20 protein-coding genes, 1 tRNA gene and 1 pseudogene are annotated in these 23,354 nt (G+C 45.1%); 6 read left to right on the plus strand and 16 right to left on the minus strand.

Features of this window, described 5'->3' with window-relative positions:
• Positions 1-100: 100 nt before the first annotated feature.
• The 3 genes from BCU07_RS08850 to fabB form a co-directional block, all read right to left on the minus strand.
• Complete coding sequence (locus BCU07_RS08850; RefSeq protein WP_048615089.1) at positions 101-1,114, minus strand: aspartate-semialdehyde dehydrogenase; 1,014 nt, start codon at positions 1,112-1,114, stop codon at positions 101-103.
• Positions 1,115-1,126: 12 nt separating this feature from the next.
• A complete protein-coding gene (locus BCU07_RS08855) occupies positions 1,127-2,260 on the minus strand; it encodes a 4-phosphoerythronate dehydrogenase (protein ID WP_017062351.1) in 1,134 nt (377 codons plus the stop codon).
• 485 nt (positions 2,261-2,745) lie between these two features.
• Positions 2,746-3,957, minus strand: coding sequence for a beta-ketoacyl-ACP synthase I (gene fabB / locus BCU07_RS08860; protein WP_017062353.1), 1,212 nt, complete (start codon positions 3,955-3,957; stop codon positions 2,746-2,748).
• A 56-nt stretch (positions 3,958-4,013) separates the two neighbouring features.
• Here fabB and mnmC point away from each other — a divergent pair, with 56 nt between their 5' ends.
• Positions 4,014-6,164 (plus strand): bifunctional tRNA (5-methylaminomethyl-2-thiouridine)(34)-methyltransferase MnmD/FAD-dependent 5-carboxymethylaminomethyl-2-thiouridine(34) oxidoreductase MnmC, encoded by a 2,151-nt coding sequence (mnmC, locus tag BCU07_RS08865; protein WP_080582254.1) that lies wholly within the window; start codon positions 4,014-4,016, stop codon positions 6,162-6,164.
• A gap of 145 nt (positions 6,165-6,309) precedes the next feature.
• Here mnmC and BCU07_RS08870 read toward each other — a convergent pair.
• The 3 genes and pseudogenes from BCU07_RS08870 to BCU07_RS08880 form a co-directional block, all read right to left on the minus strand.
• A pseudogene (locus tag BCU07_RS08870) lies at positions 6,310-6,831 on the minus strand (NADPH-dependent FMN reductase).
• Positions 6,832-7,007: 176 nt separating this feature from the next.
• Positions 7,008-7,271 (minus strand): YfcL family protein, encoded by a 264-nt coding sequence (locus tag BCU07_RS08875; RefSeq protein ID WP_017063425.1) that lies wholly within the window; start codon positions 7,269-7,271, stop codon positions 7,008-7,010.
• A gap of 9 nt (positions 7,272-7,280) precedes the next feature.
• A complete protein-coding gene (locus tag BCU07_RS08880; protein WP_017063424.1) occupies positions 7,281-7,811 on the minus strand; it encodes an elongation factor P hydroxylase in 531 nt (176 codons plus the stop codon).
• A gap of 298 nt (positions 7,812-8,109) precedes the next feature.
• On the opposite strand from BCU07_RS08880, the gene BCU07_RS08885 reads away from it, so the two are divergent.
• Entirely contained in the window at positions 8,110-8,733 is a 624-nt protein-coding gene (locus tag BCU07_RS08885) for a trimeric intracellular cation channel family protein (RefSeq protein WP_017062358.1), read from the plus strand.
• Between the two features lie 150 nt (positions 8,734-8,883).
• Here the strand turns inward: BCU07_RS08885 and aroC are convergent, their stop codons facing one another.
• Together aroC and BCU07_RS08895 are read right to left on the minus strand one after the other, a co-directional pair.
• On the minus strand, positions 8,884-9,969 hold the full coding sequence (gene aroC / locus BCU07_RS08890; RefSeq protein ID WP_017062360.1) for a chorismate synthase: 1,086 nt from the start codon (positions 9,967-9,969) through the stop codon (positions 8,884-8,886).
• Positions 9,970-10,238: 269 nt separating this feature from the next.
• Positions 10,239-10,315: transfer RNA gene (locus BCU07_RS08895), tRNA-Arg, on the minus strand.
• A 211-nt stretch (positions 10,316-10,526) separates the two neighbouring features.
• Between BCU07_RS08895 and folD the strand changes: the two genes are divergently transcribed.
• On the plus strand, positions 10,527-11,384 hold the full coding sequence (gene folD, locus BCU07_RS08900; RefSeq protein WP_017062367.1) for a bifunctional methylenetetrahydrofolate dehydrogenase/methenyltetrahydrofolate cyclohydrolase FolD: 858 nt from the start codon (positions 10,527-10,529) through the stop codon (positions 11,382-11,384).
• A gap of 125 nt (positions 11,385-11,509) precedes the next feature.
• Here the strand turns inward: folD and BCU07_RS08905 are convergent, their stop codons facing one another.
• The 5 genes from BCU07_RS08905 to BCU07_RS08925 form a co-directional block, all read right to left on the minus strand.
• A complete protein-coding gene (locus tag BCU07_RS08905; protein ID WP_102428817.1) occupies positions 11,510-13,324 on the minus strand; it encodes a cation:proton antiporter in 1,815 nt (604 codons plus the stop codon).
• A gap of 194 nt (positions 13,325-13,518) precedes the next feature.
• The gene (locus BCU07_RS08910; protein WP_017063422.1) at positions 13,519-14,718 is read right to left on the minus strand and encodes a NupC/NupG family nucleoside CNT transporter; all 1,200 of its coding nucleotides are present in this window, start codon (positions 14,716-14,718) and stop codon (positions 13,519-13,521) included.
• 205 nt (positions 14,719-14,923) lie between these two features.
• Positions 14,924-15,844: a LysR family transcriptional regulator gene (locus tag BCU07_RS08915; protein ID WP_017063421.1), complete on the minus strand. Its 921-nt coding sequence runs from the start codon at positions 15,842-15,844 to the stop codon at positions 14,924-14,926.
• Between the two features lie 135 nt (positions 15,845-15,979).
• The gene (locus BCU07_RS08920; RefSeq protein ID WP_102428816.1) at positions 15,980-16,978 is read right to left on the minus strand and encodes a lytic transglycosylase domain-containing protein; all 999 of its coding nucleotides are present in this window, start codon (positions 16,976-16,978) and stop codon (positions 15,980-15,982) included.
• 30 nt (positions 16,979-17,008) lie between these two features.
• Entirely contained in the window at positions 17,009-17,299 is a 291-nt protein-coding gene (locus BCU07_RS08925) for a YcgL domain-containing protein (protein ID WP_017062372.1), read from the minus strand.
• Between the two features lie 219 nt (positions 17,300-17,518).
• Between BCU07_RS08925 and minC the strand changes: the two genes are divergently transcribed.
• From minC to minE, 3 genes are read left to right on the plus strand one after another with little or no spacing between them, the layout of a single operon-like run.
• Positions 17,519-18,181: a septum site-determining protein MinC gene (gene minC, locus BCU07_RS08930; RefSeq protein WP_017063419.1), complete on the plus strand. Its 663-nt coding sequence runs from the start codon at positions 17,519-17,521 to the stop codon at positions 18,179-18,181.
• Between the two features lie 21 nt (positions 18,182-18,202).
• Complete coding sequence (gene minD / locus BCU07_RS08935) at positions 18,203-19,015, plus strand: septum site-determining protein MinD (RefSeq protein WP_009848498.1); 813 nt, start codon at positions 18,203-18,205, stop codon at positions 19,013-19,015.
• A 6-nt stretch (positions 19,016-19,021) separates the two neighbouring features.
• Positions 19,022-19,285: a cell division topological specificity factor MinE gene (gene minE / locus BCU07_RS08940; protein WP_010436847.1), complete on the plus strand. Its 264-nt coding sequence runs from the start codon at positions 19,022-19,024 to the stop codon at positions 19,283-19,285.
• Between the two features lie 129 nt (positions 19,286-19,414).
• Here the strand turns inward: minE and rnd are convergent, their stop codons facing one another.
• The 3 genes from rnd to BCU07_RS08955 all read right to left on the minus strand — a co-directional run bounded on the left by rnd (position 19,415) and on the right by BCU07_RS08955 (position 23,329).
• The gene (gene rnd, locus BCU07_RS08945; protein ID WP_017062374.1) at positions 19,415-20,533 is read right to left on the minus strand and encodes a ribonuclease D; all 1,119 of its coding nucleotides are present in this window, start codon (positions 20,531-20,533) and stop codon (positions 19,415-19,417) included.
• 143 nt (positions 20,534-20,676) lie between these two features.
• The gene (gene fadD / locus BCU07_RS08950; protein WP_017062375.1) at positions 20,677-22,371 is read right to left on the minus strand and encodes a long-chain-fatty-acid--CoA ligase FadD; all 1,695 of its coding nucleotides are present in this window, start codon (positions 22,369-22,371) and stop codon (positions 20,677-20,679) included.
• 106 nt (positions 22,372-22,477) lie between these two features.
• Entirely contained in the window at positions 22,478-23,329 is an 852-nt protein-coding gene (locus tag BCU07_RS08955; RefSeq protein ID WP_102332536.1) for an alpha/beta fold hydrolase, read from the minus strand.
• Positions 23,330-23,354: the final 25 nt, after the last annotated feature.

Raw genomic sequence — 23,354 nt, forward strand, 5'->3', positions numbered from 1 at the left:
CAATATTCGCAGCAATTTCACACAATTTGACTAACAATATTTTTAATCGATTAAAAAAGCCCCACTAAAGAGTGAGGCTTTTTTATCAAAGCAATAAAGCTTAGAAGTAATCGCGAATCAGAACTTCAGCGATTTGAACTGCGTTTGTTGCTGCGCCTTTACGAACGTTATCAGCGACAACCCACATGTTTACGCCACTGTGATGGCTGATGTCGTTACGAATACGACCAACCATTACGTGGTCTTTACCACCTGCATCACGAACTTGAGTTGGGAAGTCTAGCGCTTGGAATACTTCAACACCTTCTGTGTTCTCTAGAAGCTGAACCACTTGCTCTGCAGCGATTGGTGCGCGAGTTTCAATGTGTAGAGATTCTGCGTGACCGTAAAATACTGGTACGCGGACACAAGTCGGGTTCACTGTGATTGAAGAGTCAGCAAAGATTTTTTGAGTTTCCCAAACCATCTTCATCTCTTCACGCGTGTAGCCGTTCTCTGTAAATTCATCGATTTGAGGAATACAGTTGAAAGCGATTTGTTGTGAGAACGCTGAGTTTTCAGCTGGCATACCGTTAAGAAGCTTAGCCGTTTGACCCGCTAGCTCATCGATACCTGGCTTACCTGCACCAGACACAGATTGGTAAGTTGAAACGTTAATACGCTCAAGGCCCACTTCATCGTGAATTGGTTTTAGCGCTACTACCATTTGGATAGTCGAGCAGTTAGGGTTCGCGATGATGTTACGGTTACGGAACTCAGCAATCGCTTCAGGGTTCACTTCAGGCACAACCAGAGGGACATCGTATTCGTAACGGAAACGTGATGTGTTATCGATAACAACCACACCTTCGTCAGCGGCGATTGGAGCCCAACGTTCTGAAAGCTCGCTACCTGCAGAGAAAAACGCAATATGTACTTGAGACCAATCGAAGTCTTCTACGTTTTGTACTTGTATTGTTTTGCCGTTAAAACGGGAAGTTTTGCCTTCACTACGTTCACTTGCTAGTAAGTGCATTTCACCGACAGGGAATTTACGCTCTTTAAGTACTTCAAGAATGGTTTCACCAACCGCACCAGTCGCACCTAAAATAGCAATATTAAATTCTTGGCTCATTGTTTCTCTCTTTTATAAAGTTGGCTTTACCATAAAACCGAGTTTAGATAACGGCGTTAAATTACAAGATTCATCGCCCGTTAACTCGACTGCACTGTACTCTCTGCGGTCCCAATATTCTTTACGCATCTTGTCAAAAGAACCCGGCGTAACGATATTGCGACGGAATAAGGCGTCGTCTTTGCGCACATCATAGATCAACTGAGTCAAATTGTGCAGTGTTGCTTCATCCCAAGCTCTATCTAATTTCATTTGAGGTACAGGCGCTGTCGGCAATAAGTCGCTTGCATACGCACGCTGTTCAGTACCTAAAAATTCACAATAACTGTTGAAGATCATCGTGGTACCACGCGCTTTACCTTCTAAACCGTAGCCCGCTACGTGAGGCGTTGCAAAAGCGAGTAACGGAAGAAGCTCAAAGTCGACTTCAGGTTCAAACTCAAACACATCAAGCACTGCAGTGAAACCATCGGCTTTTTGCAGGCGAGCTTTTAGCGCTTGGTTATCAACCACAGGACCGCGAGCTGCATTAATCAGGATTTGATCAGCACGTAAGTTGTTCAGCACTTGCTCACTGATCAAGTGATGCGTTGGATACTCACCCGTCTTAGTGATTGGCGTGTGTAATGTAATAACGTCTGATTGTTCAAGCAAAGTCTCTAACTCAGTAAATTCGCGAGTATCACCCTCTTGCTGTTTTAGAGGGTCGTTCAGCAGAACTTTGATACCAATACCTTCAAGGCACTTCGCTAAGTAACTGCCCACTTGACCACAGCCGATAATACCAACCGTTTTATCAAAAACAGAAAAGCCTTGCTGTTGCGCAAGCACCATCATCGCACTGAATGCGTACTCAGCAACACCCACCTTGTTACAGCCAGGCGCCGCAGTAAAGAAAATGCCACGCTCTTTCATCAATTCTTGGTCAACATGGTCCATACCAGCCGTCGCAGTACCAACAAACTTCAGCTTATTGGCTTTGCTGATCAATGACTCGTTTACCTTGGTAACAGAGCGAATCATCAATGCGTCTACGTCAACTAGGTCGTCAGCTGTTAATGTGCGACCAGACTTCATTGTCACTTCCCCTAGCTGGCTAAAAAGCGCTTCAGCGTAAGGCATATTTTCGTCGATTAAGATTTTCATTTGGCGAGTACTTTTGTTGGGGTCTATCGACCTAAATGTGAATTGAAATGATTGTGCAAAATTCCACACACGGTGTCGAGTAGCAATTGGAATACATTATAAATAAAGGGCTGAATCACCTAACCTTGGCAGACAAGAACCGAAACCAGAGTGAACACCCAAGATCAAACGGCTAAAACGAAAAATGCCCGATTGAATAAACAATCGGGCAAACATCCAGAACAAAAGGATCCTATCTCGCTCTCCAGGAGACAGAGTCTTGCGTCTGTTCAACCAGTACTAACCAAAGTCAGTACTGGTCAAGCTCTGGAAACCTTTCAATCTCTAAACCCAGATTTAAAAACTATGTTCAAAAAACACGTTTACCAACCTGCGTCTAAAAACTTTGTTCTGATGGTCATTATTACTGGGTGACCTGTGCGTGTTGAATCGGCACTAGCGCAACCCTTTAACGATTAACCTTGTCTCTGTAACTCAAGCTTAAGTTAAGCTTGGTACTTTTTGATTACTAGCGTTGCGTTCGTACCGCCGAAACCAAAACTGTTAGACATAACTGTAGTTAGCTCTTGATCACGAGCTTCAGTTACGATGTCTAGGCCAGCAGCAGCTTCGTCTAGGTTCGAAACGTTAATGCTTGGAGCGATAAAGCCGTTATCTAGCATTAGCGTTGAGTAAATAGCTTCGTGTACGCCAGCAGCACCTAGAGCGTGACCTGTCATCGCTTTAGTTGCAGAAATTGCTGGGCTGTTGCCACCAAATACTTCTTGGATAGCGCCTAGCTCTTTAACGTCGCCAACTGGAGTTGAAGTACCGTGAGTGTTCACGTAATCAACGCCATCAACGTTTTGCATCGCCATCTTCATACAACGAACCGCACCTTCACCAGAAGGAGCAACCATGTCGTAGCCATCTGAAGTTGCGCCGTAGCCTACGATTTCACCGTAGATTTTTGCGCCACGAGCAACAGCGTGCTCAAGCTCTTCGATAACTAACATGCCGCCGCCACCAGAGATAACGAAACCATCACGGTCTGCATCGTAGGTACGAGAAGCCAGCTCTGGCGTGTCGTTGTACTTAGTAGAAAGTGCGCCCATTGCGTCGAACATCATAGTCAGAGACCAATCCAGTTCTTCACCGCCACCAGCGAATACAACGTCTTGCTTACCAAGTTGGATAAGCTCCATTGCGTGACCAATACAGTGTGCAGATGTCGCACATGCAGAGCTCATAGAGTAGTTCACACCACGGATTTTGAAAGGAGTTGCTAGACAAGCAGAAACCGTAGAAGCCATTGTACGTGGAACCATGTATGGACCAACGCGCTTCACGCCTTTCTCACGGATGATGTCTACCGCGTTTACTTGGTTTAGAGATGAAGCACCACCTGAACCCGCAACGATACCCGTGCGGTCATTAGATACTTGATCTTCAGTTAAGCCAGAATCAGCAATTGCTTGCTCCATTGAAAGATAAGCGAATGCCGCTGCATCACCCATAAAGCGCATTTTTTTGCGATCGATATGGTCAGCAGGGTTCATTTTTAGGTTACCCCATACTTGAGAGCGCAAGCCATTTTCCTTGAACTGCTCTGAAGCGGTAATACCAGATTTACCCTCTTTCAGTGATGCTAAAACTTCTTCGACGTTGTTACCGATACTTGAAACAATACCCATACCGGTGATTACGACTCGTTTCATGTGACATTCCTATAATTCTAAATTCAGCTAGATGATAACTAAGAAGCCTAACAAAAGTGGTCAGCTTTCCTAGAAATTCGTACAATCCCTACCAACATATCGCTTCAAATCACAAAATGATAGATTTTATGACTTCAATTACTAATGCAGAACTGGAATGGAATGAGTCTGGCACGCCAGTTTCAGACCAATTTGACGACGTTTACTTCTCCAATGTTAACGGTTTAGAAGAAACTCGCTACGTCTTTTTAAAGCAAAACCACCTTCCAGAGCGTTGGCTTGAACATGAACAACGCCGCTTTGTGATTGCTGAAACCGGCTTTGGCACAGGTTTGAACTTTCTTGCAGTTTGGCAATGGTTCGATGCTTTTCTTAAAGATAACCCACAAGCGATGACCAAAGAGTTACATTTCATCAGTTTTGAAAAATATCCTTTAAATAAAGAGGATCTGATCAAAGCACACCAATCGTGGCCAGAATTAGCCGAGTATGCGACGCAACTCCAAGAACACTACCCTATTGCTCTACCTGAATGTCACCGCATTGTGCTGGGCGACGGTGCAATCACGCTTGATTTGTGGTTTGGCGATATTAAAGATTGCATGCCCAACGTACCAACCCCGCGTGAAGGTTTGGTTGATGCTTGGTTCTTAGACGGTTTTGCTCCGAGCAAGAACCCAGAGATGTGGAATCAAAACCTATTCAACGGCATGGCTAAGCTCGCTAAGCAAGATTGTAGCTGCGCCACCTTCACCGCTGCTGGCTTTGTTCGCCGTGGCTTAATTGAAGCTGGCTTTGAAATGAAAAAGGTCAAAGGCTTTGGTACTAAGCGAGAAATGATCGCCGGCCGACTTGGCGAAAAGCACGCTCACACCAACATCAAACCTTGGTATGGCCTCGCTCAACACACTGAATCCCAAGACATTGCGATCATTGGTGGTGGTGTCGCCAGTGCTGCATTAGCCAAAACGCTAAGCCGTCGTGGTAAAAACATCACCCTTTATTGTGAACATCCACAAGCTGCGGGCAATGCCTCAGGTAACAACCAAGGTGCGATTTACCCGCTATTAAGCGAAGCGACCTCGAACGTGTCTCGCGTGTTTGGCCCGGGATTACTGTTTGCTCGTCAATTTATTAATCAAGCGGCTCAGTCTATTCAATTTGATCACAGCTTGTGTGGCGTGAACATCTTGATGTGGGATCAAGGCTCCACTAAAAAGCTCAACCGCATGTTGGAAGGCAACTTCCACACCGACCTGATTCAGCGTTTATCGCCAGAGCAAGCCAACGAAAAGATTGGCTTACCCGTCGATAAAGAGAGTGTTTACTTTCCGCTGGGTGGTTGGTTAAGCCCTCTTCAACTGACTCAAGGCTTGATTGGCAAGCTAGAAGAGAGCAACCAAGTGAGCGCACACTATCAACATCAAGTAACGCAACTTGAGTGGCTCGAAGCTGAAAAACAATGGTTACTGACGATTGAGGCACCTCAAGGTGAGATTCAAACTAAGCACGACCAAGTAGTTGTCGCAAACGGACACAAGTTCACTCAGTTTGAACAAACTCAGCCAGTACCACTGACTCCGGTTAAAGGCCAAGTGAGCCATATTCCGACCACGGAAAATCTCAGCCAGCTAAAAACCGTGTTGTGCTTTGATGGCTATTTGACGCCACAGAACCCCAACAATGGTCATCACTGTATTGGTGCGAACTACGACAAAACCAATATCGACCAAGAATTTGATATTGAGGTTCAGCAGCACAATGGCGAGCGCCTACATGGGTCACTACCAGACCAAGCATGGACAAAAGATGTCGATACCAGTGACAACTTAGCGCGCCAAGGTATCCGAAGCGTAAGCCGTGACCACCTTCCGTTTGTCGGAAACGTTGGTGACTTTGAAGCCATTAAGGAGCAGTACCAAGATCTCCACAACTTCAACCCGCAGCGTGACTCGGTTGAGGATGTAGAAACGGTAACAAGCTTCCCTAACCTTTATTGCTTTATCGGACTGGGTTCACGTGGTTTGAGCTCTGCACCATTATTGGCTGAAGTATTAGCATCACAGATCTGTGGCGATCCGCTGCCCTTGCCTGTTGATGTGCTTGAGGCGATTCACCCAAGTCGAATGTGGGTACGCAGACTGCGTAAAGGTAAAGCATTAACCGCTGGCTGGGTTGCTGACAAGCATTCTAAATCAAAGCCGTAGTTTCTAGTTCAGCTATTTTGAACATCTGAAATTTCTGAATATCTGAAACTAATAAGTTAAAAGCTAAAAAGCCCGAGTTCATTGTGTCGATCGAGCTTTTTGTTATTCGTGTTGCTCTAAACTGATGTTCTAAACGAAGCTGTATTTACAGCTTAGCAACCGCGTCTTTAATCTGTAGAACGATCTCTTCGTTGCTGATAGAACCAGATTCAAAATCAAAGTTATCGTAGAAGCTTGGTACTGAAACTGACGCTTGCACGTTTCCACCGAAGTAAGGTGCAGAACCTGTCGCTGCGCCAAGTACCGTTTGTGCGCCGCCAGGGCCTGGTGAAGTCGCTAGGTAAACCGCCGGCTTCTCGCCAAATACTGAACGCTCAATGCGTGTCGCCCAATCAAATAGGTTTTTATACGCAGCTGGGTAGTGACCATTGTGTTCTGCGAACGAGATAACAAACGCATCAGCTTCAGCTAGGTCGCGCAAGAATGCTTGAGCGCCTTACGCTTGGCCAATCTCTTTTTCAGTGTCTTCACTGAACATAGGAACATTGTAATCGTTGATGTCTAGGACTTTTACTTCAGCACCTTCAATCAAGTTTGCTGCGTAAGTTGCTAGTGTTTTGTTGATTGAGGTAGAACTTGTGCTTGCGCCAAATGCGATAACTTTCATGATGTGACCTTTCTGTAATTCCGTTAAGTGGGATTAGAATAACGTAGTAAGAAAATGTAACCATCACAAGAAATGAACGGACTCATTCAAAAATTTCGAACGAGTCTCAAATAAACCAGTTCGCTCAGCAAAATGGGAAAGGAAGGGACTGAGCGGATAGTATTAATACATCGAGATTAAGCTTGGTTTTGTAGCTCAACCCAAAGGTCATTAACGATAGTGCGGTCTGCTGGTGTTAGTTCAGAGCGAGCGTCGTCTAGGCTCTGTTCAATACGAGCTTTTACTTCAGCCACATCTTCAATGCCTTCTTCTTCACATGAAGCCACTGAAAGAGAAATATGACCACGTAAGTAACCACCAGCAAACAGTTCATCGTCTGATGCGTTTTCAATGCGAGCATCAATTACTTCAAGTAGTTTTTCTTCAAATTCGATAATCATAATATTCTCTTATTTCACAATAAATTGGCTAGCACATAAAGGTTCTACATCGTAGAAGCTGCGTAATGCTTCAGAGAGCATTTTCACGCGAGGCGGAAAGCCTACTTCAAAGATACCCATAACTTCGCTATGTACTTTATTCATAAAGGCCAAACGATCTGGCTCAAAATCGCCGTGTAGATTGTCACAGCTGACATTAAAAGGAAAGCCTGCGCTCATCGCAATGATCCATTCATACGCTTGTGGGCGAATTTCTACTTTTTCAAACTCAGCTTGAACCGATTCCGTTCGACCGTCAGGTTCATACCAATAGCCAAAATCTTCCAGTAAACGACGCTCAGGCCCAGCAACGCACCAGTGTGCGATCTCATGGAGTGCAGAGGCGTAAAAGCCACGTGCGAACACGATTCGATGGTGTGGGATAGTATCATCAGCAGGCAAATAGATCGGCTCATCAGCCCCTAGCTCTAGTTTGGTATTAAAGCTTTCAAAAAAGGTCTGATTGAAGATATCGATAATGTCTGAGTATTGGTGTGTCATAAAATCAAATTTAAGTAAAAATAACTGGGGCATTTTGCTTTTTTTTAAGCGCTCGGTAAAGCCCTATCAAGCGTAATGACATCGGGTTCGCCATTATACTTTGCAGTGACAATCGATTGCCATTCCCAGATTACACCACTTTAAGGTGAATGATTAGTTTAGCTAATCTGAAACGCCCATTCACGGTACAAATATTCATTCGTCAACAAGCATTTTTACTACTACACTCGCGCTTCATTTTATATCCCTAAGGCCTATAAGACTCGAGTTTATAGACCTAAATTATAGAGCTACAGCAATGCTACTAAGTGTTTTGTATATCATTGGCATCACGGCAGAAGCCATGACCGGCGCTCTCAGTGCAGGCAAACAAAAAATGGATTGGTTTGGTGTAATGTTGGTTGCGAGCGCAACGGCAATTGGCGGCGGTACAGTACGCGATATCTTACTTGGCCATTACCCTTTAGGTTGGGTTGAAAACCCTCAGTATCTGGCCATCACCTGTATAGCAGGTGTTATTACAACCGGACTGGCTAAATGGGTTATCAAGCTCAAAGGGCTATTCATTCGTTTGGATGCACTAGGCCTAATCGTATTCAGTATCATTGGTACCAAAGTAGCGATGACCATGGGTCTGCACCCGATGATTTGCATGGTATCGGCATTAGTGACAGGTGTCTTTGGTGGTTTGTTACGTGACCTTATCTGTCGTCAAACACCATTGGTGTTACATGAAGAGCTGTATGCCTCTGTCGCACTTGTCGCTTCAGGTTTGTACCTAGGTTTGCTTGAGCTTGGCATCAACGACGTCACGGCGACAATTGTGACGCTTGTAGTTGGTTACTTGCTGCGCATGGCGGCTGTAAGATTCAAATGGAGTTTGCCTTCGTTCCAACTTGATCCTGAAAGTTCAGTGCATTAATGGATTAAGAGCCTTAAGCTGCTAGCTGTCTTTAATGACGATAGTCGCTAACCGGACGAATAATCCTGCTAATGTGAAAAAGGGTTACTTCATTACGAAGCAACCCTTTTTTGTTTCTACCAATTCTATTCTAAATAAAAAGAAGCAGAATTAGATTTGTGGTGTTTCAGTTGTCACACCAAAGTTTTGACCACGATGACGTAGCAAGTGGTCAAGCAGCACGATAGCCAGCATTGCTTCTGCAATAGGTACCGCACGGATGCCAACACATGGATCGTGACGACCTTTCGTGATTAACTGCGTTGCTTCACCATCTTTCGTGATTGTGTCACCAGGTACAGTGATGCTTGATGTTGGTTTAAGCGCAATGCTTGCCACAATATCTTGACCAGTAGAGATACCACCTAAGATACCGCCAGCATGATTACTGCTGAAACCTTCTGGAGTTAATGGGTCACGGTGTTCACTACCGCGTTGATTAACCACATCAAAGCCATCACCAATCTCAACACCTTTCACAGCGTTAATGCTCATTAGAGCGTGCGCGATGTCAGCATCTAGACGATCAAAGATTGGCTCACCAAGGCCTACTGGCACTTTAGTCGCAACCACTTGAATCTTCGCACCGATCGAGTTGCCTTCTTTTAGCAAGTCACGAATCAGTTGATCAAATTCTGGTACTTTGTCGGCATCTGGACAGAAGAAAGCGTTGTTTTCAATCTCGTTCCAATCCACTTTATCAATTGAGATATCACCCATTTGAGAAAGGTAAGCTTGGATTTCAACACCAAATTCTTGTTTTAGGTATTTCTTCGCAATTGCACCTGCAGCAACACGCATTGCAGTTTCACGAGCTGAAGAACGACCACCACCTCGGTAATCACGCACACCGTACTTTTGATGGTACGTATAGTCAGCGTGGCCAGGGCGGAACTTGTCTTTAATTTCGGAATAGTCTTTAGAGCGTTGGTCTGTATTTTCAATCAATAGACCAATAGAAGTACCCGTAGTTTGGCCTTCAAATACACCTGATAAGATTTTCACTTCATCCGCTTCACGACGAGCCGTTGTATAGCGAGAAGTACCAGGGCGACGACGATCCAAATCTCTTTGAAGGTCTGCTTCGGTAATTTCTAATCCTGGTGGGCACCCATCTACGATACATCCTAGTGCGATACCGTGACTTTCTCCGAACGTGGTCACGCGGAAATGTTGTCCGATACTGTTTCCTGCCATTACTTCCTCTAAATCAGCTATTGAGCAGAAGGTTTGATTCCTAAACCGACTGGCTAATAGCTTTACTTGTCTATTCTTCGTGAATTCATAGTGGCTTTATTACCAAATGATGTAAACCCCAAAAAACGAACAATTTTAACTTTCTATTACATAAGCCGAATGAAACGAATAACAGAAGAAAATGAGTCGCGCTTGAAAAGAAGTGTTTTATGATGTGTAAAATGCAAAAAACCCGACAACTCGGAGAGTTATCGGGTTTCTTTAAATAATGGCACGCCCTGAAGGATTCGAACCTTCGACCACCTCCTTAGAAGGGAGGTGCTCTATCCAGCTGAGCTAAGGGCGCGCTACAGGAACGAATTATACGAATTCGAATCAGTAAAGCAACGGCTTTATGTAACATTCTGATCTAAGTGGGTAAAAAAAGGCCAACAAACATATAAGTGTTGGAAAATAGAGCAAAGCAAACGTTTGCTTGATGGTAATCAAAAAGATTTTCTGGAATAATGCGCCAAAAACATCAGCCACTAACTTGAATATCAATACTAAGGAAATTCATGACTGCTCAAAATATTGATGGAAAGCTAATTTCTCAAACGGTTCGCTCCGAAGTTGCTGCACGTGTAAAAGCTCGTACTGAAGCTGGATTACGCGCTCCGGGCCTAGCGGTTGTTTTAGTGGGTGAAGACCCTGCTTCTCAGGTTTACGTTGGAAGTAAGCGTAAAGCGTGTGAAGAAGTTGGCTTCGTATCTAAATCTTACGACTTGCCAGCCACTGCGACAGAAGACGAATTGTTAACACTTGTAGACCAACTGAACGACGATCCAGAGATCGACGGTATTCTTGTTCAACTGCCTCTACCAGCAGGCATTGATAGCACTCACGTTCTTGAGCGTATCACGCCAGAAAAAGACGTTGATGGCTTCCACCCCTACAATGTCGGCCGTTTGGCTCAGCGCATGCCTAAGCTTCGCTCTTGCACGCCAAAAGGCATCATCACGCTGCTTGACCGTTACAACATCGACTTACGTGGTAAGCACGCGGTTGTGGTTGGCGCATCAAACATCGTAGGTCGCCCAATGACGCTAGAGCTTCTTCTAGCAGGTTGTACGACGACAACATGTCACCGCTTCACCAAAGACCTTGAAGGTCACGTGCGTCAAGCAGACGTTGTTGTAGTTGCCGTTGGTAAACCTAACTTCATTCCTGGCGCTTGGATTAAGAAAGGCGCTGTTGTGGTCGATGTGGGTATCAACCGTTTGGAATCTGGCAAACTAGTGGGTGACGTTGAATACGACGTAGCGAAAGAAAGCGCAAGCTTCATCACACCTGTGCCGGGTGGTGTTGGCCCAATGACGGTGGCGAGCCTAATCGAGAACACCATGATCGCTTGTGAGCAATTTCACTCGAAATAGTCCGCAGCGCATATAAATAAATTAGAAAGCCGCAACGTGATGAACGTTGCGGCTTTTTTGATGCTTTGGTACTTAGCTATTCGTTTTTAAAACGGGGTGACTCGCTTTTGATGAAGCGCTCGTTGCTACTTATCTGGACTCTCAACTTTTTCCGTCTGTTCAGAAGGCGGTAATAAACTAATAAGCTCACACTCCGTTGATATAAGTTTTTCCAACTCAGATCCTTGTGTCATTAAACGGAAATCACCGCCAGTGATCACCCCAAGAGGAATGGCTTTAGGATACAAAGCATTAAACTCTTTTAAATCAAATGCCTCGGTCAAACCTGTACTTTTAATTTGGCTACCCTGAGCCATCAGTGAGTTAAGCTTAGAATAGGTAATCCCTTCCGAGAACAGACTTCGATTGCCATTGCGGCTCACTTGATGTCTTTCATGCTTAGTCTCTGACGATTCAAGCTCAAACACCTTATTGGCACCAAACTCGTCTTGGTAATGCATGCTGACTAACGGGTTGGTTTGACGATAAGGCGAGACGATCATCGCACGCCCTATCCCATCGAGTTCCAAATTGTTTTCCGCGTGGCTTGAAGCTGGGTTACCAAAGTAAACATTCAAGTTATCCATACGAGCTAAGCGAATGCTTTCCCAGTTAGTATCAGCAAGCACACTGTTGATGTTGTGTGTCGCCAACACTTTGGCAAACTGGCGTGAAAACTGAGTGGCGCCAAAGAAGATAACCCCTTGCGCTTTCTCTTGAGTGACCCCTAGCCTTCTCGCCCACCAGCTCGCGGTTAAGCTCTGAATCACAACCGTACCAATAATGACTAAGAACACCATGGGCACGAGCAGATCTGCGCCTTCAATCAATTGCTTCTCTTGCAGTTTTATCGCAAACAGAGAAGAAACCGCGGCTGCTACGATCCCGCGAGGTGCCATCCAACTCAAAAACCATTTATCCGCCGAATTAAGATCCGTACCGATCCCGCTGATCCACACGCTTAACGGGCGAGCCACCAACATAACCACCGCTAGCAACCCAATACCGCCCCAACCTATCGAAAGGAAAGCCCCCGAATCGAGTCGACTGGCTAACAGAATAAACAACGCAGAAATAAGTAACACGGTCAGGGTTTCTTTGAATTCGATGATGTCTTCGATGTCCAAGCCCTTCACGTTGGCAAGCCAGATCCCCATGATGGTCACGGTTAATAAACCCGATTCTTCACTCAGATCATTAGAAAACGAGAACGCCGCCAACATTAGCGTCAGCACAGCCACATTACGTAAATAGTGCGGTACCCAATGCCCTTGCAGCATCTTGGCAATCAAATGGCCACCGATGATCCCTAAGCCTAAACCTATGACTAACGTCAGGCCCAGAGCTGACAGAACGTGTCCGGTAGGGTCGGCAGAAGAAACAATGTACTCGTAGACGAGAACCGCAAACAGAGCGCCAATCGGATCAATTACTATCCCTTCCCATCGCAAGATACTGCCTAACGAAGATTTAGGCTGAATACTGCGAAGCATGGGCACGATTACCGTAGGGCCAGTTACCACAACTAATGCACCAAACAGTGCGGCTAACGGCCAACTGAAGTCCACAAAGTAGTATGCCCCCACCACGATACACGCCCATGTAATCAACATGCCGAAACTCACGAGGTGAGTCACCATCCGGCCATGGCCTCTGATTTCTTTGAAATTTAGGGTCAATGCTCCTTCAAACAAGATGATGGCAACCCCTAAGGAGATCATAGGAAACAGCACATCACCGAAAATGGCATCGGGATTTAGAATATTCAGGCCGGGACCTAACAATAGGCCAACGATAAGGAGAGGGAGAATGGCGGGAAGACGTAAACGCCAGCCGAGCTGCTGACAAGCTAAAGACAAGAGTCCAATTAGCGCCAAAGAAGAAGTAATCGACAAATCCATTTATGCCCCTAAATAATTTGTGCCACACCCTGTGATACAAACCTATTTGCTAAAACAAGAAAGCCTACGTCATTAAACTATAGGCTCTCTTTTTCGTGCTGACCGAATATTATTGCGATTAATCAGTCACTTTACTATAGGGGAAATAAAGTGACTGACTCATCCACTCGGTGCTTAATGATTAAACTAGGTACTTACAGTGAAAGTACCACGCCAGCAATCGCGGCACTCATTAGGTTAGCAAACACACCTGCACAAATCGCTTTAAAGCCGTATTGTGAGATGAAAGAGCGACGCTCTGGTACCAAGCTACCTAAGCCACCGATAAGAATCGCCATGGTAGAGATGTTAGCAAAGCCACATAGAGCGAAAGTTACGATCGCTTGCGAGTGCTCACTTAGTGCCTCTTTAGCATCCATTAGTTGGATGAAAGCCACGAACTCGTTCACGACAATCTTGTTACCGATCAATGAGCCCGCAACCACAGCCTCAGACCACGGTACACCGATCAGCCATGCAACGGGTGCAAACACATAACCTAGGATAAGTTCGAAGCTTAGGTTTACGCCAAACCAGCCGCCAACGATACCTAGCAAGCCATTCAGCATTGCAATCACACTGATAAAGGCAAGAAGTGTTGCACCCACCGCAACGGCAATACGAAGTCCAGACATAGCCCCATCTGCCATCGCCTCAACTACGTTTGTTGCTCGTGGAATTTCTACATCAGACTCAATATTTTCTTGAGCGTCATTTGGGCTGCCAGGTACTAAGATTTTAGCCATCAATAGGCCGGCTGGTGCAGACATGAATGCCGCAGCGATCAGGAAGTTTAGGTCAACGCCAAGCGATGCATAACCCACTAGCGTACCACCAGCTACAGACGCCAAACCACACACCATCACAGCAAACAGTTGTGAATCTGTCATGTGTTTTAAGTAAGGCTTAACCACCAATGGCGCTTCAATCATGCCGACAAAGATATTGGCAGTCGCAGACAATGATTCCGCACGACCTGTGCCCAAGAACTTCTGTAGCGCACCACCAATAAGGTTGATCACCTTTGGCATAAAGCCGATGTGGTACAAGCCTGAAATCAGTGCAGAGAAAAAGATAATGATGCCAAGAACATTAATCGCGAAAACAAATCCGTTATTAGTTAGGCCACCAAATAGGAAGTTAATCCCCTCTTGACCGTAGTTGATCAAGCTAGATACCGCACCCGTGGCTGCATTCAACGCTTCTTTACCCATTGGTACATACAGAACCAATAGCGCGAATGAGATTTGTAATAAGAAAGCCAAAGAGACTGTTCTTAGTGGAATATTTTTTCTGTCCGTAGATAGTAACCAAGCGGCAACTAAAATAGTGATAATTCCAAGTAGGGAAGCCATGTGCGTCAACCTAAAAGTTGTAGGTAGGAAAGGCGACGCATTCTATAGAGGAAATCGTTTGCGGCAAGCTGAGGTTGTTAATGTGATGTTGGGGTAATCACGATTTAACTATGAGTATAATTAAGTTATTGAATTTTAATAATTAACTTTGATTAAAAAGCGTACTTTTTCCATATGGAAATTATATTTATAGATTAGGAAACAGTTAACGATGCAGTTCAACGCAAGTTTTGAGGTTTTTGTCCCAATACGTCGGCGACCCAATATGATCTTTGATGAACTCAATCACAGCTGAAAGCTTCTTAGGCATGTTCTTTCGGCTTGGGTAAACGGCATAAAATGGCATCAGCTGACTAGCTCTCCACTCTGGCAATACTTGAATGAGCTTGCCCGTTCTAAACTCTTCTTTCACTAAGTAAGTCGCCAAATAAGCAACACCCCACCCTGATACTGCCGCGTCTCGCACTGCCTCAGCCAAATCGACTGAGTAATCGCCCGCGACTTTGACGCTGAGGTTTTCTTGCCCGTTATCAAACGCCCACGATGTGTAATCTCGTTCACGGCTGCGATAGATAAGACAGTTATGGTCAATCAAATCGGAAGGTACATGTGGCGTCCCGGCCTTAATCAGATAATCCGGTGACGCAGCCACCACAAACTGGCTGTCTGCTAAACGCTGCGCAATGTAACCTTCAGGCAAGTCTTCATTGTTGGTGATCCAGAGATCCAATCGCTCTTCAATCATGTCCACCTTATAGTCGAACAAGTGGACCTCGATTCTCAATTGAGGATAAAGCTGTCTGAGTTGATCAATCGCCGGAATGATATGGAGTGTGCCAAATGACTGCGACAACCCGACGCGTAGTATTCCAGAGATATCATCGCGCTGGCTGTCCATATCCATCTGAGCTGCTTTCACCGTGTTAAACAGCTGCTCACAATGTTGATAGAACACGTCTCCCGCTTCAGTCAGCGTTAAGCTTCGTGTTGTCCTTTGCACCAGCTTGATGCCTATAGAGTCTTCAAGCAAAGCGACTTGCTTACTGATATGGGACACCGAAACGTTCAAGCTTTTTGCAGCACTGGTAAAGCCTTCGTGCTTGATCAGCGCATGGAATATCACCATCTGTGCAGCTCTATCTGTTAGCACAAGATCACCTTATTAAATCTCTGAAATATAAAATCAAAAAGGACTCCGAAGAGTCCATTAGTTCGTTCTGCCTATGGTAGGCCAAATGCTATTCAAAGCGACTTAGGTCTGTTAATCAAACTTAATTCTGTCGGCTAGATGGCTTACTGCCAAAGCAAAGTAGTAAGAACGATTCCACTTCATTAACACATTGTAGTTGTTATAAATGAGGTACGAACGTCCGGTTTCATCATCCGGCATGATTAACCAAGCTTTAATGTCTTCATCAAGTGTTGGCAGTGGGCGATCGTCATAGCGTTTAATACCGAGTTCAGACCACTCTTTTAAGTATTTCGCTTTGTCTTCGTCTCGACCTTGTAAATCGATCGACACAGTTGACGGAACATGAACCTGACGACCCCAAGTATATTTGTCATCCCACCCTGATTGGCTGAGATAATTGGCCGCCGAAGCAAATACGTCTTCTTCAGTGCCCCAAATGTCTTTCTTGCCATCACCACTGCCATCAGCGGCGTAAGCTAAGAATGAGCTTGGCATAAACTGAGGTTGACCCATCGCACCAGCCCAAGAGCCTTTCATCTCTTTTGGTGCAATATGGCCTTGATCAAGAATCTTCAATGCCGCCATCGCTTCGCTACGGAAGAAAGCTTCTCGGCGTCCTTCATAAGCCATGGTCGTTAGGGCGTCGATAACGCTGTAATTGCCCGTGAACTTACCAAAATTACTCTCAACGCCCCATAGCGCGACAATGAATCTTGGTTGAACACCATATTCATCACCAATACGCTTTAACGCGGTGTAATGCTCCTTGTAGAGTGACCTTGCTTGCTTCACTTTCCAATCTGGAACCGCTCGTGGAATGTATTCATCCAGAGTCAGTTTTTTCTCAGGTTGGTTTTTGTCGGCTTTTACCGCTCTTGGCTTAAACGTTACACCATCAAAGGCTTCATCAATGATCGCTTCAGAGATGCCTTCTTCACGGCCTTGTTGTTTTAGTTTTTCTACATATTGCTCGAAGCTCAGTTCTTCAGCTTGTATTGAACTTATGGTCAGGCTATTACCCAATAGTAATGCCGACACAGCCAATATGGTTTTCGAAAATTTACTCAACGATCACTCCTCCTTGAATTGAGGTGGCTATCACTCTTCGTCTTGAGATTTCTGTTGAGCTTTACGCTCTTTATGAAGCTCAAGTTCGTTAACTGGTGGTGGCGGAACCTGTAAAAAGAAACCATCGGTATTCAGTGATTCTTTCACTTTTTCGATGTTTACTTGAGCCAGTTTACGGCCATCCATTTTAATTACCATTACAAAACTAGGTTTACCAAACATTTGCATCAATGCGTCAGGAACTTGTGAAAAATCATCCTTCTTAGGGATATAAAGGTATGTTCCTTCTTTCTTTGAGCTTTTATATATAGAACACAGCATGACAAACCTTTTAATTGATTATGACTACAAAACTCTCACTTGCGAGATCAATAGTTTATGTTAGGGAAATATTGGGAACAAAACGTCCATTTGACAACAAGATTACTTGCTGTGCTTGGTTTGGGAATATAACATGATAAACCTAGTTTCAGGCAATGCCCTTTATTTTATTGATAAAGAAATTGTACTAATCCGCTATTGAGGTCCTGTAGTTTTTCGATGTCTAGTAACCCAGATCTAAAAGGTAGCAGCTTTACGCTATCTGTTTTGCACTTATCCGATGATCAAGTCGAAAATGCAGTCTCTTTTCTTCAAGAGAAAGTAGACCAAGCACCTACGTTTTTCGCTGCCGCACCTGTTGTTATCAACATCAGTAAAGTCGCGGGCGATATCGATTTTGTGCAACTTAAAAATGGTATATCTCAAGCGGGCATGATCCCGGTTGGTGTGGCAGGCTGTTCTGATAAGCGAATGCAAAACCTCGCTAAAGAAGCCGGTTTTGCAGTGATGACGGCAAGCAAGTCGCCATCTCAAGCTCCAGCGAAAATGGCACCAATCAAAGTGATTAGAACCCCTATTCGTTCTGGTCAGCAGGTTTATGCGAAAGATGGCGATCTATTGATACTCAGCCATGTGAGTGCAGGCGCGGAAGTGATTGCCGATGGCAGCATCCATATTCATGGCACTTTACGCGGCCGTGCGATTGCAGGTGCAAGTGGTCAAACTGAAGCAAAAATAATTTGTAATGACTTACAAGCCGAGCTGGTTTCCATTGCTGGAAATTACTGGCTCAGCGATCAAATTGAAAGCGAGTACTGGCAGAAGAAAACCATGTTCAGTATGGCAAACGATGTATTACACGTTGATGTCCTCGCAATATAAGAGAAATAAAAGGAAAACAGAATGGCACGCATTATCGTTGTAACGTCAGGTAAAGGCGGGGTAGGCAAAACGACCTCCAGTGCAGCTATTGCCTCGGGTCTGGCTTTAAAAGGAAAGAAAACCGCAGTTATCGACTTTGATATCGGTCTGCGTAACCTAGATTTAATCATGGGTTGTGAGCGTCGTGTTGTGTACGACTTCGTTAATGTTATCAATGGTGAAGCGACGCTGAACCAAGCGATGATCAAAGACAAGCGCACAGAGAACCTGTTCATTCTTCCTGCTTCTCAAACTCGTGATAAAGACGCACTAACAAAAGATGGTGTTCGTCGTGTATTTGATGAACTGGATGAAATGGGCTTTGATTTCATCATCTGTGATTCTCCTGCGGGTATCGAACAAGGCGCTCTTATGGCGTTGTACTTCGCTGATGAAGCGATTGTAACCACCAACCCAGAAGTCTCTTCAGTACGCGATTCAGACCGTATTCTAGGTATTCTTGACTCTAAATCTCGTCGTTCTGAAGACGGCTTAGAGCCAGTGAAAACACACCTTCTATTGACTCGTTACAACCCAGCACGTGTAACTCAAGGTGAGATGCTCAGTGTTGAAGACGTTGAAGAAATCCTGCACATCTCTCTACTGGGTGTAATTCCAGAGAGCCAAGCGGTACTGAACGCATCGAACAAGGGTGTTCCAGTTATCTTTGACGAAGCAACCGACGCAGGTATGGCTTACAATGATACTGTAGAGCGACTACTGGGTAGCCAAGTTGACTTCCGCTTCTTAACGGAACAGAAGAAAGGCATCTTCAAACGACTGTTCGGGGGCTAATGCACAATGTCATTATTAGAGTTTTTTAGACCACAGAAAAAGACAACCGCAAACCTAGCCAAAGAACGTTTGCAGATCATTGTTGCCGAACGACGCAGCCATGACGACCCAGCGCCGTCTTACCTGCCGCAACTAAAAGAAGACATCTTGAAGTGTATTGCCAAGTACGTTGAGGTCGATCCATCAATGGTTGATCTGACTTTTGAACACAAAGATGACGACATCTCAGTGTTAGAGTTGAATGTTAAGCTTCCAGAAGAAGATCGATAATCTTTCTGAACAAGATTGGCAGGTAATACACTTGCTTGTATTGATTGAATAAAAAAGAGAGCCTAGGCTCTCTTTTTTGTATCTGCAGTTTATAACTGTAACTAAGTTAGGCTTTAAAGCAGCAAGCGGTTATTTGATCGCTTTACTCAGCTTTTCGCCAACCACATCTAAACGCCAGCCTTGCATAACATCAGGCAGCTTTTCTGGGTTACGATCGTGCTTCCACACCCAGCTTAACATTTGGTTAAGTTGCTTCTTCGATGCCAAGAATTCCGTCGCCAAACCACTGTGTTGTGATGCTGTTTTCACTTCATCTTTCAGCACTTTGAAGAGTTGCTTGTAGCCAGGGAAGTCCATTAGACGTTCTACTGGTGCTGGGTACTCTTCTTCTGGTGTATGTTCAGCTAACTTAACAATTGAGCTGATCTTCGCACCATGGCGACGCACAGAGCGGTAATCAAAACCCTCTTGCTCCATGTGCTTGGGATCTTTCATCGCAAAACGCGCCACAGCCCATAGGTCTTGTTCTTTGAAGACAAAGTTCAGCGCTAAATCGCGCTTGATTGCTTCTTTTAGACGCCAAGTTGCTAGAGGTCGTAAGATCGCTAATTGCTTAGGTTTAAGCTGCCACGCCCCTTTAATATCAAGGTAGGCTGTATCTGGGTTTACTTTACGAATGCGCTTGGCAACTTGTAAATCAGACTCTTGCTGAGCCGCTTCCCACCAGCCAGCTTCCATCACTTTTTCTAGAAGCTTGTTGTACATTGGCATTAGGTAATGCACGTCTGCTGCTGCGTAGTCCAATTGTTTTTGAGAAAGCGGACGCGCTAGCCAGTCTGTGCGAGATTCACTCTTATCGAGATCGACACCGACAAACTCTGAAACCAGAGCAGCAAAGCCCGTTGATAAACCATGACCTAAGAAAGCCGCCATGATCTGTGTATCAACCATTGGTGTTGGTGTACAGCCAAATGCGTTCTGGAACACTTCCAAATCTTCACCGCACGCGTGCAGCACTTTCAATACTGATGCGTCTTTCAACAAGGTAACGAACGGTGTCATGTCATCAAGAGCAATAGGGTCAATCAGTGACAGCGTTTCACCATCAAATAACTGAATCAAGCCTAATTGAGGGTAATAGGTTCTAGTACGAACGAACTCCGTATCAAGCATAACGACATCGGCTTCACGTGCTTGTTGGCAAACTCGCTCAAGGTCTTTCAATTGGGTAATGATTTGATAATCCACAAAAACTCTCACAGGTTTCTATTTGATCGCCGGATACAAAAATGCCGACATTAACTGTCGGCATTCTAACACCATTTTTCAGCGCTCGCTTAGATTAAGCGCCTCAATGGTTTTGGTGCAGTACTTTCGCGCAAACGGGCTAATTATTCGCTAGCGCGTTTCGCAAGTTCTGCATCGTTTTCTTCACGCAGTACGCGGCGTAAGATCTTACCTACGTTAGTCTTTGGAAGATCATCTCTGAACTCGACTAATTTAGGGATTTTGTAACCCGTTAAGTGCTCACGACAGTGCGCGATAATGTCTTCTTTGGTCAGGCTAGGGTCACGCTTCACAACGTAGATCTTAACCAATTCACCAGACACTTCATGAGGTTGACCGATAGCTGCTACTTCAAGCACTTTACCATGCAGAGCCACAACGTCTTCAATCTCGTTCGGGTAGACGTTGAAGCCTGATACAAGAATCATGTCCTTCTTACGGTCAACGATGTACAACAAGCCTTCGTCATCAAACTTAACGATGTCACCTGTCGATAACCAACCGTCTTGATCGATCACTTCTTTGGTCGCTTCAGGGCGCTGCCAGTAACCTTGCATAACTTGAGGGCCACGAACTTGTAGCTCGCCTACTTGGTCATTAGCAATAACCTTACCTTCATCATCAACAATACGAACTTCTGTCGATGGTACTGGTAGGCCGATAGCACCTGTGTAGTCTTTCAGGTCGTATGGGTTACCCGTTACCAGTGGTGAACACTCAGTTAAGCCATAGCCTTCCAATAGGTGAATGCCTGTCGCTTTCTTCCATTGCTCAGCAACAGCGCGTTGAACCGCCATGCCGCCGCCAACAGATAGGCGTAGGTTACTGAAATCCAACTCGTGGAAATCTTCGTTATTAACTAGCGCATTAAACAAGGTGTTTACGCCGGTAATTGCGGTAAACGGAACCTTTTGCAGCTCTTTAATAAAGCCAGGAATGTCACGAGGGTTAGTAATTAGAAGGTTACGACCACCCATCTCAACAAACAGTAAGCAGTTCACCGTCAGTGCAAATACGTGGTAAAGCGGTAATGCCGTTACAACCAACTCGCGGCCTTCTTGCAGAACAGGACCGTAAGCCCCTTTCGCTTGAAGTACGTTCGCAATCATATTGCGGTGCGTTAGGATTGCGCCCTTCGCTACACCTGTTGTACCACCAGTGTACTGTAGGAACGCGATGTCATCACCCGCCATGAACGGTTTCACATATTGAAGACGACGACCTTTGTGCAGCGCTTTTCTGAATGAGATAGCACCCGGCAGATCATACTTAGGCACCATGCCTTTTACGTATTTCACTACAAAGTCGACAATTGTCCCTTTCGCGCGTGGCAGCATTTGCCCTAGGCTAGTTAGAACAACGTGTTTAACCGGCGTGTTATCAACGACTTTCTCTAGCGTGCTCGCAAAGTTAGATACGATAACAATCGCCTTTGCACCAGAATCGTTCAGTTGATGTTCAAGCTCACGAGGTGTGTACAGTGGGTTGACGTTCACTGCAATCATACCTGCACGCAATACACCAAATAGTGCAATTGGGTATTGCAGTAGGTTTGGCATCATTAGCGCGACGCGATCGCCCTTCTTCAGTTTCAAGTCATTCTGTAGGTAAGCGGCAAAAGCACGGCTGCGCTCTTCAAGCTTACGGAATGTCATAATCGAGCCCATGTTCTCGAATGCAGGTTGGTCCGCGTACTTCTGTACCGACTGTTCAAACATTTCTACAAGAGATGGGTACTGATCTGGATTGATCGTTTCTGGTACGTCACTTGGATAACGTGAAAGCCAAGGTTTATCCACGATGTTACTCCTCGTTTATCAGCTGACGACTGCTTCGCCGCTTTTTATCATTGCGGTATTACAGCACAGCTTTAGTGCATGAGCACTAAAAGGCTCAAACACTTGTTTAAATTTTGTTAACTACACCAAGAATTAGCTCTGAAACTAACTCTGGGCTCTCTAAGTGACAATGATGTCCGCCAGGAACAGTCTCTATATGCAGAGGACTATGCACTGATTTGTAGCGATTATGCTGCAAATGTCGGAATCCACCATTCCCTAGGATTATTAATTGAGGGCATTCAATAGCCGCCATAATCGCTTCAGCGTGCGCCTGTGACATTCGATATAACGAGTCACATTTTAGATTAGGGTCGCATCGCCATTGCCAAGAGTTCTCGAACTCGACAATACCTCGCTCAACAATAGGAGCGATTAATTCAGCATTAATTTGGTTGGCGTGAGCTCTCAGCTTAATAGCATCCTCAAGGCTTGCCAAAGGACGTGAAGGCTTTCTTCGCTGTCGAAGACGACTGAGTACCCCATCCCTCAAGCGAGAGACTGTTTCGTGGGGAGCTTCAGAAAGAGGTCCGTGACCTTCAATTTGAATTAATCCTGACACCTTTTCAGGAAAGGCGGCACTATAGCAACTTGCTATCAATGCACCAAGTGAATGTCCTACCAGTACCAGTCTGTTTGGCGATAATTTAGTCACCAACTGATGCAAGTCATCAATATAATCATGAAATGGGTAGTAACTTCCCGATTTGTGCGACGAGAAGCCGTGTCCGAAGAGATCGATAGCAACAAGGTGAGCATTGGGCGCAAACTTGGCGACTTGCTGCATAACCGGATTAAAGCTGGACGAATTATCCAACCACCCATGAATAAAAACGACCGTCGTTGCGGTCGTTTGTGGGTTGCCAATCTGTTGTGTTGCAAGCGTCCCGCTAGCAAGGGAGTATGACTTTTCAATCATCAAACACTTAGTTCCATCTGTTTGC

This window comes from Vibrio sp. 10N.261.54.E10, assembly GCF_002877735.2.
Classification (GTDB): domain Bacteria; phylum Pseudomonadota; class Gammaproteobacteria; order Enterobacterales; family Vibrionaceae; genus Vibrio; species Vibrio crassostreae_C.

What these genes read in the sequence shown, in the direction of transcription:
- BCU07_RS08850 (WP_048615089.1), bottom strand. Translation starts at nt 1,114, where the DNA reads ATGAGCCAAGAATTTAATATTGCTATTTTAGGTGCGACTGGTGCGGTT.
- BCU07_RS08855 (WP_017062351.1), bottom strand. Translation starts at nt 2,260, where the DNA reads ATGAAAATCTTAATCGACGAAAATATGCCTTACGCTGAAGCGCTTTTT.
- fabB (WP_017062353.1), bottom strand. Translation starts at nt 3,957, where the DNA reads ATGAAACGAGTCGTAATCACCGGTATGGGTATTGTTTCAAGTATCGGT.
- BCU07_RS08875 (WP_017063425.1), bottom strand. Translation starts at nt 7,271, where the DNA reads ATGATTATCGAATTTGAAGAAAAACTACTTGAAGTAATTGATGCTCGC.
- BCU07_RS08880 (WP_017063424.1), bottom strand. Translation starts at nt 7,811, where the DNA reads ATGACACACCAATACTCAGACATTATCGATATCTTCAATCAGACCTTT.
- BCU07_RS08885 (WP_017062358.1), top strand. Translation starts at nt 8,110, where the DNA reads ATGCTACTAAGTGTTTTGTATATCATTGGCATCACGGCAGAAGCCATG.
- aroC (WP_017062360.1), bottom strand. Translation starts at nt 9,969, where the DNA reads ATGGCAGGAAACAGTATCGGACAACATTTCCGCGTGACCACGTTCGGA.
- folD (WP_017062367.1), top strand. Translation starts at nt 10,527, where the DNA reads ATGACTGCTCAAAATATTGATGGAAAGCTAATTTCTCAAACGGTTCGC.
- BCU07_RS08905 (WP_102428817.1), bottom strand. Translation starts at nt 13,324, where the DNA reads ATGGATTTGTCGATTACTTCTTCTTTGGCGCTAATTGGACTCTTGTCT.
- BCU07_RS08910 (WP_017063422.1), bottom strand. Translation starts at nt 14,718, where the DNA reads ATGGCTTCCCTACTTGGAATTATCACTATTTTAGTTGCCGCTTGGTTA.
- BCU07_RS08915 (WP_017063421.1), bottom strand. Translation starts at nt 15,844, where the DNA reads ATGGTGATATTCCATGCGCTGATCAAGCACGAAGGCTTTACCAGTGCT.
- BCU07_RS08925 (WP_017062372.1), bottom strand. Translation starts at nt 17,299, where the DNA reads ATGCTGTGTTCTATATATAAAAGCTCAAAGAAAGAAGGAACATACCTT.
- minC (WP_017063419.1), top strand. Translation starts at nt 17,519, where the DNA reads ATGTCTAGTAACCCAGATCTAAAAGGTAGCAGCTTTACGCTATCTGTT.
- minD (WP_009848498.1), top strand. Translation starts at nt 18,203, where the DNA reads ATGGCACGCATTATCGTTGTAACGTCAGGTAAAGGCGGGGTAGGCAAA.
- minE (WP_010436847.1), top strand. Translation starts at nt 19,022, where the DNA reads ATGTCATTATTAGAGTTTTTTAGACCACAGAAAAAGACAACCGCAAAC.
- BCU07_RS08955 (WP_102332536.1), bottom strand. Translation starts at nt 23,329, where the DNA reads ATGATTGAAAAGTCATACTCCCTTGCTAGCGGGACGCTTGCAACACAA.